Origin of the sequence: Fibrobacter sp. (assembly GCA_024398965.1) — a bacterium.
Taxonomy (GTDB): domain Bacteria; phylum Fibrobacterota; class Fibrobacteria; order Fibrobacterales; family Fibrobacteraceae; genus Fibrobacter.
Genome location: JAKSIF010000001.1, coordinates 189,313 through 203,433, shown reverse-complemented (window position 1 = coordinate 203,433; position 14,121 = coordinate 189,313). Strand labels below are relative to the sequence as shown.

The 14,121-nt window shown below is 48.3% G+C and carries 11 protein-coding genes; 10 read left to right on the top strand and 1 reads right to left on the bottom strand.

Going from position 1 to position 14,121, the window contains the following annotated elements; genetic code table 11:
• The first annotated feature begins 36 nt into the window (after window positions 1-36).
• A complete protein-coding gene (locus MJZ26_00795) occupies window positions 37-864 on the top strand; it encodes a hypothetical protein (protein ID MCQ2104305.1) in 828 nt (275 codons plus the stop codon).
• Window positions 865-896: 32 nt separating this feature from the next.
• Here MJZ26_00795 and MJZ26_00790 read toward each other — a convergent pair whose 3' ends face one another.
• Window positions 897-1,790: a LysR family transcriptional regulator gene (locus MJZ26_00790; GenBank protein MCQ2104304.1), complete on the bottom strand. Its 894-nt coding sequence runs from the start codon at window positions 1,788-1,790 to the stop codon at window positions 897-899.
• 237 nt (window positions 1,791-2,027) lie between these two features.
• Here MJZ26_00790 and MJZ26_00785 point away from each other — a divergent pair, with 237 nt between their 5' ends.
• The 9 genes from MJZ26_00785 (at window position 2,028) to MJZ26_00745 (ending at window position 14,066) form a co-directional block, all read left to right on the top strand.
• Window positions 2,028-2,549, top strand: a complete 522-nt coding sequence (locus MJZ26_00785; protein MCQ2104303.1) for a hypothetical protein — start codon at window positions 2,028-2,030, stop codon at window positions 2,547-2,549.
• 110 nt (window positions 2,550-2,659) lie between these two features.
• A complete protein-coding gene (locus tag MJZ26_00780; GenBank protein ID MCQ2104302.1) occupies window positions 2,660-4,330 on the top strand; it encodes a putative transporter in 1,671 nt (556 codons plus the stop codon).
• Window positions 4,331-4,562: 232 nt separating this feature from the next.
• The gene (locus tag MJZ26_00775) at window positions 4,563-4,838 is read left to right on the top strand and encodes a hypothetical protein (GenBank protein ID MCQ2104301.1); all 276 of its coding nucleotides are present in this window, start codon (window positions 4,563-4,565) and stop codon (window positions 4,836-4,838) included.
• 11 nt (window positions 4,839-4,849) lie between these two features.
• Entirely contained in the window at window positions 4,850-5,761 is a 912-nt protein-coding gene (locus tag MJZ26_00770; protein ID MCQ2104300.1) for an ABC transporter ATP-binding protein, read from the top strand.
• Window positions 5,748-6,551 (top strand): ABC transporter permease, encoded by an 804-nt coding sequence (locus MJZ26_00765; protein MCQ2104299.1) that lies wholly within the window; start codon window positions 5,748-5,750, stop codon window positions 6,549-6,551. Before MJZ26_00770 ends, MJZ26_00765 begins: the two co-directional genes overlap by 14 nt.
• Window positions 6,548-8,176, top strand: a complete 1,629-nt coding sequence (tadA, locus tag MJZ26_00760; protein MCQ2104298.1) for a Flp pilus assembly complex ATPase component TadA — start codon at window positions 6,548-6,550, stop codon at window positions 8,174-8,176. Before MJZ26_00765 ends, tadA (MJZ26_00760) begins: the two co-directional genes overlap by 4 nt.
• 2 nt (window positions 8,177-8,178) lie before the next feature.
• Window positions 8,179-9,180: a Flp pilus assembly complex ATPase component TadA gene (tadA, locus tag MJZ26_00755; protein ID MCQ2104297.1), complete on the top strand. Its 1,002-nt coding sequence runs from the start codon at window positions 8,179-8,181 to the stop codon at window positions 9,178-9,180.
• Complete coding sequence (locus tag MJZ26_00750) at window positions 9,152-11,542, top strand: patatin-like phospholipase family protein (GenBank protein MCQ2104296.1); 2,391 nt, start codon at window positions 9,152-9,154, stop codon at window positions 11,540-11,542. Before tadA (MJZ26_00755) ends, MJZ26_00750 begins: the two co-directional genes overlap by 29 nt.
• Window positions 11,543-11,639: 97 nt before the next feature.
• Window positions 11,640-14,066: a fibrobacter succinogenes major paralogous domain-containing protein gene (locus MJZ26_00745; GenBank protein MCQ2104295.1), complete on the top strand. Its 2,427-nt coding sequence runs from the start codon at window positions 11,640-11,642 to the stop codon at window positions 14,064-14,066.
• The last annotated feature ends 55 nt before the right edge of the window (window positions 14,067-14,121 follow it).

Genomic DNA, 14,121 nt, shown 5'->3' with positions numbered 1-14,121 from the left:
ATATTTGAATTGTCAATGTTCGGTGTTGTGAATAGAGTGCTTTTTATTTTGTTGCTTGGAGCCTTTGCTGCCCAGGCTACAGAAATTGTGCATCCTGTTTCTGCACCTCGCAGCAACGTGCGTGTGTTTGGCTTTGCCGAAATAGATGACGATGTTTATAGCGCCGATATGGTTCTATCCGCAGAAATTGCTCTCGCCCCTTGGTTTTCTTTGTATGGTGATGGTTCCTTTAGATTTCTGAGCTATAGCTACGAGTATTCAATTCGTGATGGATATATCCACAACTATGCGAATCTTCATGTAAACGGATTTAACGAGACTTACGTTGGCGCCAAGATGATGGCGCCGCGGCATTTGTTTAATAATGTGGGACTGAACCTGGGATGGCGTTTTCCGCCAGGTGAAGGTTCTCGGAAGAACCGTTTTCATCGTTTGAATGTGGAACCATTCGCTCTATACGAAGTATCTCGGAATTTGCAGATAGGAACCGCAGTCCGCTATAATACGTTCCTTGAAGATGCAAACTATATGCCTGGCGATGAAGTCGGGGCGAAGTTCAGTATTGCCTGGAAACCGTTTTGGAATTCTGATGATATTTCGGGATGGTTCGTGAACGAAACGTTTCTGTATCAGGCTCGATTTCAGGAATCCGAAAACCGTAATTTGAAAAAGCCCTATCGCAAAATGGATGACGCTTACCATGGCATGAAAATGACGGCAGAAACGGGTTACCGCTTTGCAGGCTTTAGGTATGGACTGAGCCGTGCACCCTTAACGCTTGGCTTGAATTACGAGATGCATGTAGGAACGCTATTCGGTTTCGAGACGGGACATCGTCTCGGAATCTTTGTTGCGCTCAACTGATTTATGTAAGCCAAGATACCAGCGGCGGGGCCCTACTGGGCTTGCTTCTTGTGCCAGCGTTTCTTGGGGTCGTATTTCAGCATGAAGTTGTAAAATTCGTCTGTACTAGCGCTGTCCTGCTTGTTCTTACGATAAGAAATTACGATGTCGCGCTTGAAGTCGCAGTCTGTAATTTCAAGAAGCTTGACCTTTTTGTGGTCCATCTTTCCCCAGGTGACTTCGGGCCAGAAACAAACTCCGATGCCTCCTGCGACGGCTTCCTTGATTGCTGCGGAACTGTCGCTTTCGAAGGTGATTTCGGGCTTGAAGCCAACGCGTTCGCAAAGTTCGTTGCAGATTGTGCGGTATTGCTTTGAACCGTAGAGGCGGATGAACTTTTCTTCAACATCGAACAAGGAAATGGACGACATTTTCTTGTATTTTGCGGTGTTGGGAACTGCAAGGTAAATTTTTTCGGAACGGACGAACAACTCGTCGTTTTTGTAACTGTCTAGCTCAGGCTTGTAGGTGCTGAAGGTGCGGACGCAGAAGTCGTGCAGGTCGGTTTCTTTATTTTGCACCATGTCGATATTGATGTTGGGGTGTGTTTGCTTATATTCAATAACGACGTTTGTAATCAGGGCGGATGCGGCAAGAACGTTCAATTTGATATTGTTGTTTTGCTTATTTGCCATTTCCCGCAGTCTTTTGGGAAGTGCCGTCATTTCGTTATAAATGGGTTGCAGCTGCTCGTAGAAGAATTTACCGCTTTCGGTTAGCTTGATGTTTCGACCGGATGTCTTGAATAATGAAACTCCCAGTTCGTCTTCAAGTTTGTGTATAGCTTGAGTAAGAGCTGGCTGTACAATGCAAAGGTTCTTAGCGCTTTGCGTTACGTGTTCATTTTTAGCCACTTCGAGAAAGTATTTGAGCTGCGTAAGTTCCATGATTTCAAATATAGGCAAATGTTATGAATTCTCAAGTATTGTTAATTATAGAATAATTTTATTAAATAATAAAAATTAGTGATTATTTTTTTAAAGAATAATCAAAAATATTTATCAATACGATAAAAACAAAATATTAGTCAAAAGTGATGAATCCATCTAGATTTGGCTCGTCTCAAAAATAACGGTCAATGACGCCGTGAAAAACATCCGATAGCTGAATAAGGATTACAAAAAATGAAAAAGCTGATTCTCCTCGCCGCCGCAACTGTTGCACTCGCTCTTACCGCTTGCGATAAGGCTAATACCTGCTCTTACGACGAAACCGCAAATACCCTTACCTGTGTAGAAAAGGCATACAAGACTGTAAAGATTGGTGACAAGGTTTGGATGGCAGAAAATCTGGCCACCTTTGACTCTGACTCCAGTTTCTGCTATGGCAGCAATCATGAAAACTGCGAAAAGTATGGCCGTCTCTATCCCTATGAATCAGCAAACACCATTTGCCCCGAAGGCTGGACTCTTCCTTCCAAGGCAGACTTTGAAGCTGTTGACATGAAGGCTCTCAATGTCTTGAAGGGCGGCTATCGCTACGCAAGTAACGGTAAGTTTGCCGATGAGGGTATTAGTGCTAGCTTCTGGACCGCAGACTCCTTCGATGACGCCCGCGGCACCATGGTTCGCGTCGGTGATAGCTCTGTGACCTACGAACACTTCAGCAAGAGCATTGCCTACTCTGTTCGCTGCATCAAAAAATAATTATGAGGTTTGAGTTATGAATTACGAGAGTCATAATCGCGGCTGTGCCGCCTAATTGGAATTCGTACTTCGTAACTAGTAATTCGTAATTACAAACTGGAGTTTTTCCTATGCAATGGTTCTTAGATCTTTTTACTAAATCTTCTGTGGCTCAGCAGGTTGTGGCTCTTTCCATTACCGCGGCCTTGGGCCTCATGGTGGGAAAAATCAAGGTGAAGGGCATTAGCCTTGGTGGTGCTGGCGCCTTGTTTGTTGGCATTCTCCTTGGTCATTTGGGCCTTCGTGTAGAACCTAACGTTCTGCACTTTATGCAAGAATTTGGCTTGATTCTGTTTGTGTATACCATTGGTATGCAGGTGGGGCCTGGTTTTATCGATTCCATTCGCCGTAACGGTCTTGTACTGAACGTCCTTGCGGTAAGTATTGTGTTAATGGGCGTTATCGTTACACTTTGTCTTTACTTCTTTACGGATATGCATAACAACGTACCCGTGCTCATAGGAATGCTTTGCGGTGCTGTTACTAACACACCTTCTCTTGGTGCCGCAAATTCAGCCTTTGTCGCGGCCGGAGCAGATACATCCCTTACGGGTATCGGGTACGCTGTTGCATATCCTTTCGGTGTCATTGGAATCATCCTGGTGATGATCCTTGTTCGTGTGATTTTTAGACAGAATCCGCAGAAGGCTGCCGAAGACTATGCTGCAGAAATTGCATCCACACGAAAGGAAATTGTCTCTGTCAGCTTACTGGTGGAAAACAAGAACCTGTTCGGAATACAGGTTAAGGATATTCCCGACTTGATTTCCAATGGTGTGGTTATTACCAGACTCCTTCGCAATGGAGTGATTTCTACGCCCAATGGAAAGACTGTCATCCTCGAAGGAGATAAAGTCCATATTGTGGGCATGCCCGAAGCTGTTGCTACCATGGAGAAGGTTATCGGTTCCAGACTAACATCTCCGATTACGGCATCCGACAGTGCTCTTGCCACAAGGTCCATTCTGGTGACAAACAAGAAGATGCTTGGTAAATCCATTGGAGCCCTGGCCTTCCCGGAACGTTATGGCGTTACCGTAAGTCGTGTGGTCCGTGGTGAATTCAAGTTTACCGGACGCCTGGATCTTAGAATCAAGTTCGCTGATAAGCTCCTGGTTGTAGGACCTGCCGAAGGTATTGACGCTGTGGCAAAGGAAATGGGCGATTCCCTGAAGGCTCTTGACCATCCGGAAATTATCCCGGCCTTCCTGGGAATTTTCATTGGCATTATTGTTGGTTCCATCCCGATGGCGATTCCCGGAATGCCCACCCCGCTGAAGCTTGGCCTTGCCGGCGGCCCCCTGGTGGTTTCCATTCTTCTTTCTCGCAAGCGTAAGATTGGCCCGCTGAACTTCTTCATGGCGGCAAGTGCAAACTTGATGCTGCGTGAATTAGGCATTACGTTGTTCTTAACATGCGTTGGCCTGAATGCAGGTATCCGCTTCTTTGACGTGCTTTTGAATGGAGATGGTTTCTACTATATGGGTCTCGCCGCTCTTATTACATTCGTGCCCTTGATGATTGCGGGCATTGTAGGTCGTGTAGTGTTCAAGGTGAACTACCTGAGTCTTTGTGGTGCCATTGCCGGTTCCATGACTGATCCTCCGGCTCTTGCTTTCGCCAACGGGCTTTCTAACTCTGAAGCTGTAAATGTGGGCTACGCCTCTGTGTATCCCCTGACTATGCTGTTGAGAATTTTAAGCGGCCAGGTGTTGGCAATTCTGCTCTATACTGCGATGTAGAACTGCATATTTTGTACTCCAATCTATGGAAGTCTCGGCTCCCTTTTCCCGGGGGCCGGGACTTTTTGCTTGATATGACGGGTTTGCCATGGAATGTTTGCTTTTTCCCCTATTTTCTGTTTTCTGCGTTTTGCTTTTCGCCTTTAAAAGTGTATTTTTCAAGGAAAAAAGAGCGTGCCGGAAGGTGCGGTTTTGTTTCGTAGTGTAATAAGACGTTATTTGAGGAAACTCTATGCGTAAACTTGTGATTGTGACCTATGTATTGCGAGCTCTTGGCTTCGTCCTGGTTCTTGCCAGCCTTTTTGGCCATAGCGTGATTTTGAATCTGTTCCCTGGTTTGGAAGGGCAGTCTATTAATCCGATTTTCTATTCGGGAATATGCGTGTACTTGGTGGGTGCGGTTATTTACTTCTTCATAAACAAGAAGGAAAAAGCTGACCGCCGCCGTCGTGAAATTGAAGAGGCCGAGGAACGAGCCTTTGGCCCTCGAGATGGCCAGGATAAGTAGTTTGGGTTTGTATGATTAAAATTGAACATTTACATAAGACCTACCGCAGCGGTTTCCTAATGAAACCTAAGCAGGCTCTTAAGGATGTGAGTTTTTCTGTAGAGCCGGGACAGGTTTACGGATTTATTGGCCCCAACGGTGCGGGAAAGTCTACGACAATTAAGGTATTGACGGGCCTTCTGAATTATGATTCCGGCAATGTGCTTGTTAACGGAATCAGTCCGCGCAACGTGAAGAGTCGTGAATATATCGGCTACTCTCCGGAACAGCCCTACTTCTACGACTACCTGACAGGCCGTGAACTCTTGAAGTTCTATGGCAAGCTGGTTGGTCTTGATGGTGCCGAACTTGACAAGAGAATCCAATGGGCGCTTGAACTGCTCCATGCAGACAAGGATTGGATTGATCGCCGCCTTCGTTCCTACTCCAAGGGCATGATGCAGCGCGTGGGAATTGCCCAGTCTATTTTGAGCAAACCCAAGCTTTTAATTCTGGATGAACCTATGAGCGGTCTTGACCCCATGGGTCGCCGTGATGTTCGAGAAGCGATTCAGGAGTTGAACCGCACTGGTGTGACGGTGTTCTATTCCAGCCATCTGCTCAGTGATGTGGAATCCATCAGTCACAAGGTTGCCATGATAGTAGATGGCAAGATTGTTCGTGAAGGAACGGTTGAAGACATCACGGAATCCTGCAGTGTGGAATACCATGTCCGCACTCGTCAGGGAATTCCTGCGGCGATGCTTCCCGAAGGTGTTACACCTGCTGGTCATCCTCAGGAATGTGTCTGCGCCGACGATGCCGCCCGCGATCGTCTGCTGGCCTATTGCCTTTCCAACGGAATTGCCATTGAACGTATGGACCATAAGCGTCCTAGCCTTGAAGACATTTTGACAGAGGAGATTGCCCGTGCAGACGCTTAAGCATATTGGCATCATTGCCCTCAATACCTTCCGCGAGTCTATTCGAGACAAGATCCTGTACAATATCGGTTTTCTGGCCATCGCATTGACTTTGTTCAGCATTGTCCTTGGCGAATGGTCTGTCTTTGACCGAGCCTACGTAATCAAGTCCACCACACTTTCTGTCATGAGCTTGTCCGGACTTTTGATTTCCATCTTTGTAGGTATTAGCTTGGTGCAAAAGGAAATTCAAAGACGTACTGTCTTGACCCTTTTGTCAAAGCCTATTAGCAGGGCGTCTTTCATTGTTGGCAAGTACTTTGGCCTGCTGGCGGTGGTGGCTGTTCACCTTCTGTTATTGACGGCTATCTACTACCTGATGCTCTTGGCTACCGGATCTGAGCCGACCTTGAGCTTGTTGACGGCAATCTACTTGATTTTCTGCGAGATGGCTGTGGTAATTGCAGTAGCACTTCTGTTCAGCAGTTTCAGCAGTACGGTTCTTAGCGCCCTCTTCACCTTGGGCGTGTACTTTGCCGGCCATCTGAGCAATCAGCTTTTGGAACAGGTTCGTTTTGCCAGTCGTATGGGTGAAATGAACGGAACCTCTTCTGCCATTTTTGAGAAGGCGGCTGTGGTTATCCACGCTGTGTTCCCGGGACTTTATCGTTTTAACGTGACGAACTATGTGGTTCATGGCGTGGCACTTCCGGATATGTACTTGTTCTGGAATACAGTCTATGCTGTAGGTTATATTGGCGTCTTTTTAGCCATCGCAAGCTGGTGGTTTAGCCGGAGGGATTTCCTATGAGAAATCAATATATGGCAAAGGTCCTTGTTCACAACAAGATGGTGACCGAGGATCAGATTCAGGCCCATTGGGGCAAGGTTTCCGAAACAAAGGATATTGGTCAGGTGTTGGTAGAAGCTGGGCTTCTCCAATCGGGTGTCTATGCCAAGGTTCTAGCCTTTGTGAAAAATCTTGAGGCAAAGAATGCCGCTACTGCAGCTCCCGCTGCGCCAGCGGCCCCGGCCCCGGCAGCGGCTCCTGCAGCAGCATCGCAGCCTGCGCCTGTTCGCTCGGCTGTTTCTACAATGCAGCCTCGTCCCGCATCTCAACCTGCAGAAGAAGAATCTAGCGGAGGAATTCAGCTTGAAGGTAACAATCCTTATGGGGAAACCTCTGCTGGGGCGGTTGATGTTGAGGCTGTAGCAGGCCTAGAGGCTACCAGCATCAGCACATTCCAGGTCAAAACGGAGACTCCGCAAGAAGGCGATGATGAAAGTGGGGACAAGCTTCCCAATCGTTTCGCCATAGCCTCTGGTGAGGGGACGCCGGTGGAGGCTCCCGAGAGAATCCTCCCCATGACAAACCTGTCGCAGATGATTGCCTTTGCACGAAAATACAATGCCACAGACATTTATCTTTTTGCTGATATGCCTTTGGTGATGCGCCAGTCGGGGATTTTATTTTCTGCATCAGAAGAACCTTTGGAACTGACTCGCATCAACGATCGTTTGAACGAAGCAGTAAAGGGCTTCTCTGATGGATACAACATCGTGGTGGGCCGAAACTTTAGCAAGACAATTGGTCTTCCTGGGGTTGGCCGTGCCCGTCTTACTGTAACGTGGGATGAAACAAAACCTAATGTGTCAATTCGTGTGATTCCCACAGAATCAACAACTCTCGAGAATTTGTACTTGCCGCCGTTCTGCGCTCAGTTTGCGGAGTTGAACAGCGGTCTGATCTTGATTGCAGGCCCTGCAGCAAGTGGACGTTCTACAACCATGACAACCTTTGCGGAAACCATTGCTGCAAATCGTGACGCCTATGTTCAGACCGTGGAAAAACCTATTGAACGTTTACTCCAGGCGCAACGAGGTGTCATAGCCCAGCGTGAAGTGGGGCTCCACGTTCGTTCCGGTGTAGAAGGCGTTGAACTGGCAGTCCGTAGTGGCGCCGATGTGATTTTATTCGATCATATGGAGACAAAGGAAGAATTGGATGCCCTTTTGCAGGCAGCCAATTCGGGCGCGCTTGTCTTTGCGGTTACGAGTGGTAACGACATTCATTCCTTGCTGTCTCGTTTACTTTCGTCTGTTCCAGAAAAGAACCGCAGAGCCTTGTCAAATTCCCTTGCTGACCAGCTGAAGGGAATCATTGTTCAGCATTTGATTCCGATTGTGCAGAATCAAGGACAGATTCTGGCTGTAGAGGCTGCCAAGATGACTTCTCCCATGGCAAACTTGCTGCGTAAGGGAGACGTTGCCCAGATTGCAACCGCAATTAGCAGCCAAAAGGACCAGGGCATCACCTTGGATGACTCCTTGCAAAAATGTGTGGAATCGGGATACATCGAAGGCGTTGAAGCATGGAAGCGTGCTAACGATAGTAGACGTTTTGCATCGTATCGTCCGGTGAATCGGAGAGGTTAACAATGGCAACAGAAATCGAATCTTTGCTTGAATACACCTTGAATGTGGGTGCCAGCGAACTCATTGTCACCGAGGGGGCAGCTTCTGCTGTTCGCCTTGCCGGAAAGGTTTGCTCTATTCCCGATGCTCCTGCCATAGAATCTGGTGCATTGCGTGAATTCCTTAAAAACATGGACGGAGAGTCGGGAATGATTCTTTGCTCCTGCTGCAATGCGAAATGGCGTGTTCGCTATTACCGAACTGCTCTTGGCAATGCGGCTGTTTTCCGCCCTGTAATGGAAACTTGTCCGGAATATTCGTCTCTCGGTGCTCCCGAGGTTATGGAAAACCTTCTGGACTTAAGTTCCGGTCTCGTTATATTCGCGGGACCTGCTTGCAGTGGTAAGTCTACAACGGCGACTTCCTACGTATCTGCACTATGCCAGTCTAAAATTCTTCGCGTAAGCCTGCTGAACCCTAACGAAGGTATGCAGGTTAGTGTTGGTGGAAGCCTTGTCTTGAACGACACCAATGGCGGAACGCCTGAAAAGATCCAACAGGCTCTTCGAAGCGGTTCGGACTTGTTCTGGCTTGGTGATTTTGAGGGGCTTTCTCTGATTCCCGTGCTGAAGGCTGCAGAAGCTGGCGCTCTTGTGGTTTTGACTGTGACTGCGGGAAACGTGGTTGGCGCATTGGATGCCCTGCTTTCTTCTGAGTCCCTGGAAAATCGTGACTTAGCCCGCAATATGCTGGCCTCTGCCCTTAAGGCTGTGGTTGTCCAGCGATTGATTCCCGCTGCTGATGGTAATGGCTCTGTGGCTGCATGGGAAGTCCTTTACGGATCGCAGAATGTGGCTTCAAAGATTCGGGCCGGAGAACATTTTGCCTTGCCTTCCATTATTGCCGCTTCTTCTTCCGAGGGAATGTTGCTGATGGATGATTGTCTTGCCAAAATGGTGAGCGCAGGTTATGTTACCATGGAAGAGGCGGCAAGATATGCTGTCAATCCAGCTCGCTTGGGATAGCTTGAAAGGGCTAAGAAAACTGGCGGTCGCATTGACCGCTTTTTCGCCGTTGGTCTTTGCACAGGAGCAAGGGGATGCGCAGGACAGTTTGTCCTTGATAGACTCTCTTTCCCTGTTTGAGAATACTGCAGTTGCTGTTCCTGTTACGGAAGGCTCGCTGAGTAGTCCGTCCCTTGATTCCGCTGTGGTTTTTCTGGACACGTCGGCACTTGCTGCCGGTGCCCAGAATCAGAAGGATTCACTCAAATCGGTTTTGTACCTTGGTGGCGGAGATCGCTCACCCTGGTTTCATCTTGGCGTACTGTATGCTATTGAAGAGTATGGCGTCCCTGTAGATTCTGTGGTTGGCACGTCATGGGGTGCCTGGATTGGCGCGCTATGGTCCAAAGGAGTGTCTCCGGATGAAATCCAGAAAATCATGCTGGATTCATACATTGCTCCCTTTGTTGGCCATGATCTTTCTGCTGCGGAAAATAAGTTGGCAGAGACCACGGTAGACCCGCATGAAATCCCCATCTCTCTTGATGGAGCTCCTTCTGTGAGGCAGCGATTTACCTTTGCTGTGGATAGTTCCGGCGGATTGAAAAGAAATAAATGTTCTTTGTCTCCGGATTCCAATGCTCTTGTTCGCTCTTTGGCGAAGTTACGGTTTCAGGAAGCCCTATATCGACAGCCGGTTGCGAACAGGAGACCTTTCTCTGTTCTTTCCTGTGATGGTTCAACAGTAGGGAATAGTGTTGCAGATGTAATTGGCTCGATTCCGCTTTGGGAGTCGTCGGGAAGGATTTCGGGAGATAATTCCCATGTGTCCGGCGAAGTTTGCCCGTACTTTGCCTATCCTGCCGAAGATAACCCTCTAGAACTTCCCATCATCGTTGTTGCAGATCCGTTGCGCAGTGTTCCCGTAGGTGACGCTCGTACCCGCACATTGAAACAACAGGCTGCGGTCAATCTGCAGAATCAGCCCGGCGTAATTGTCCGAGCCCATACAATTCTAGATACATCCCGTTCTATGTGGATTCAGTCCGGTTTCAGTGCATTGGAACAACGCCTTTCTGATTTGTCTCCTCTTATGGGTCGTCGGATGGCCTATCACAGGGATGGCGCTGTGGCAAAACCTTGGTTCCGTTTTAATCCGGCTTACGACAGTCTTTCGTCAGAAGTTCTTAATTCTGTAAAGACTTATTGGGATGAGTCCGATACGGGAATGCTTGGTCCCGAATATTTCGCCAAGCGCCTTCAGGAGCAACCGGCCTTTGACTCGTTGTCCTTTGATATGCTGCCGAATGGAGACTTGCAGGTCGATGCCGCAGTTCATCCGGTCTTTGATGTGGCCGTCGGAGGTTTTGGTTCCTCTGCTATCGGCCCTAATGCTTATTTTGAAGCAAGTGTTTTCTATGTGGATCAAATGGAAATCCAGCTGGTTTTGGCGGGCTTCTATGGAGTTTCATCTTATGGCGTTCAACCTCGATTGAATGTTTCGAAGCTTTGGAATCGTCATTGGGGCCTTCGGTTCGGCTATGACTACTTGAACTTGACGCCGTTAAAATCCTTCAATAATGAGATTCCTCGTAGCCTTAGAGTGTACAATGAGGAACGCAGCGACTTGAGGCTTACCCTGTTGTATCAAGTAGATGCGTCTCAGACGGTTTCTGCTGAATTCATGTTCGGTCACCGTACATTTGAGTTGGATCCCATTTGGTTTGGGAAACGGAAGATAAATACTTATCCTGTTGCCCCGACTTTGCACTACGCTTACTTGCAGGGGTGTGATGATAGTTGGTTTGCCGAAAATGGAATTGCTTTCAATGCCTACGCCGGAATGGAATCCATTGGCTTTGACTTTGGAATCAATGATGTAATTCCTATTTACTGGAAACTCATGGCTGACGCCCGTTATACGGTTTCCCCCCGTAGGTTTGCTACCTTTACGGTTGCAGCGGCTGCCGGTATGGAACGCTTCCACGATGAGGGCTATGGGTATGTTTATCCCAAGTCCTTCGAGTATCGCCCCTTGGATGTCGTGTATCGTTTGCATGCCAAAGTGACCCCCTGGTCTACAGAATGGTATAATGCAGAACTGTCCTCCCATGAGTACGCCTTGGTTCGTGCTAGTGGAAGCCTCCACGGAAAATATTTGGGAGTGTGGCTTTTTGGTGCCTATTATCATGATTTTGAGGATAGTCCTTTTGCTGTTCTTGAACAAGACAAGATTATCCTGGAACCGGCGATTCGCTTTGCGTACAGATCGCTGAATATCTATGCGGGCATGAACCGCATCGTGGATACGGAGACAATTAAGGACCTGACCCACTTTGGCGATTACAGCTACTTTATAAAGATTGGCAATTACGAGTTCTAGATAAAAAATGTCCGCGTGTTTTCCGCATGCTGCGTAAAGCTTTATAATAGAGTATATTTATATACGGACAGCCTCCGCTTTGCCCTAGGAGTTTTATATGCGTAAAATGATTTCGCTGATGCTTCCGCTGCTTTGTGCACCACTGTTTTTTTGGGCCTGCGGTGATAGTAACTCTGATTCCGGATCATCCGCAAATGGTTCTGTTTCCGAATCCGATTTGGTTGTTGCGACTTTCGATGATTTGCCTGTTTGCAGCGACAAGCGGGAGGGCGCTACCGCCTACGTGAAGGACGAAAAGACTGCGTACATCTGCGAAGACGGCAAATGGATTTCCGATGACGAAACGGACGGTGACGATTCCTCGTCGAGTGTCACCCTGAGCGAAGTCGAAGGGTCTAGCAGTTCTGCAAAATCTTCCTCCAGCAAGATAGACGAGCCAAAGTCCAGTAGCAGTTTTAAGTACGAGCAGGATTCCACGGCCTACGAACAGCCCGATGTTGTGAAGGTGAAGGACAAGTCCATCGCAGGCGTTAGCCAGAAGGGCCCGTTCGTGACGGGCTCTGCGGTTAAACTTTATGAACTGGATGGCGAAACTTACGCACAGACTGGCAAGAGTTTTACTGGCAAGATTACCAGCAACTACGGTGAATTTGAAATTTCTAGTGTTACCTTGGCCAGTCAGTACGCCTTGCTTGAAGCCAGCGGCTACTACCGTAACGAAGTCAGCGGCAAGAAGTCGGGCGGTACCATTACCTTGAACGCCCTTACAGACCTTAGCGACCGTAAAAAGGTGAACATCAATTTGCTAACTCACCTGGAGTACGAACGCGCTCTTTATTTGGTGGGCACCGGCGTGAATGTTTCGGCAGCTAAGAAACAGGCCGAGGCGGAAATCTTCAATGCCTTTGGCATCCAGGGCGATTTTGCCAACTCCGAAGACCTGAACATCTTTGGCGAGGGTGAAGGCGATGCCGCTCTTTTGGCCTTGAGTATCTTGATGCAGGGAGACCGTAGCGAAGCGAAACTCACTGAACTTTTGACCAAGTTTGCAACCGACATCGAGAAGGATGGCGAATGGAATGACGCATCCACTAAGGCAAAGATTGCGGACTGGGCTAGCGAACAGGACCTGGCTGATGATCTTTCTTTGATCCGTTTCAATATCATCTCTTGGGGCTTGATTACAGTTCCGTACTTTGAAAAGTATGTGCGCAACTTTTGGTACGCGAACTATGGCCTTAAGGCATGTGGTGCCGAAAATCAGGGCGAAATTGCCGCAGCCACTAATGAACTTGTTAAAGCCTATGGTACCAAAACCCGCTATTACTGTAATGGTGAAGCCTGGCTGGAAGCTAGTGACATTGATAAGGATACCTACCAGTGGACCGCCGGCGAAGATGGCGAAATTAGGTTAGGCAGTGTAACTCAGTCAGAGTACTACATATATGATGGTGTGAGAAAGGCTTGGGACGCTGCATCCGTAATAGAGATCGCCCTTGGCGGTTGTACCGAAACCCGCGAAGCCGACATTTCTCTGAATACGGGCAAGGTGAATGGAACCTGGTACATTTGCAAGAACCGTAAGTGGGAATCCACCAACAACATTACCGTTGATACTCAGGGCTGGATAGAAGGTAGCGATGGCGATATCAAGAAGGGTGACTCCTCCGATGTGATGTACAAGTACGACGAGGCCCTGGATAAGTGGGAGGAAGCGAATGAGAATGATGTGGGCTTGGACCTAATGGGCTGCACCACCAACCGCACCGGCGAAATCGGCAAGAGTGGTGAAAATAAGTACTACTGCTCTAGCAAGGGCTGGGTAAGCCTGATGGGAGACTGGACTTTTGATGTGCCGAAGGAAGCACGTCTGAACCCGGAAATCACCTACGGCACCATGATTGATAAACGCGACAATAAGACCTACAAGACCGTAAAAATCGGAACTCAGGTGTGGATGGCCGAGAACCTGAATTACGCAGATTCTATAAAGACGCCGAGCCTGAAGGGCAATTCCTGGTGCTATGACAATAAGGCTGAAAACTGCGATGTAATCGGTCGCCTTTACACCTGGGCTGCAGCCATTGACTCCATTGCCTTGGCAAATGATTCTGACAATCCCCAGACCTGCGGCTACGGCAAGGATTGTACGCTGCCGGCTGTTGTTCAGGGCGTGTGCCCCAGTGGTTGGCATTTGCCGATAAACGATGAATGGCAGACTTTGTTTGCCAGTGTTGGAGGAGAAGATAAGGCGGGAGTTGCGCTCAAGTCTAGCAGCGGCTGGTACAATAATGGCAACGGAACAGATGCCTACGGCTTCTTCGCGCTCCCTGCAGGCTACAGAGACAACTATGGCAATTTCTACTATGCCGGCTACATCGCCTTCTTCTGGTCTGCCTCTCAGGTCATGAACTTTAGCTACGACGCCTACTACATGTACTTGATCTACGGCAACGAGGATGCCAGCATGAACCGCTACAGTAAGGGCTACGGTTTCTCAGTGCGTTGTCTCCAGAACAACTAGGAGGCGAATCCTGCACAGAAATGCTTGCTTGATATACAAAACACAGCGGCAGCTG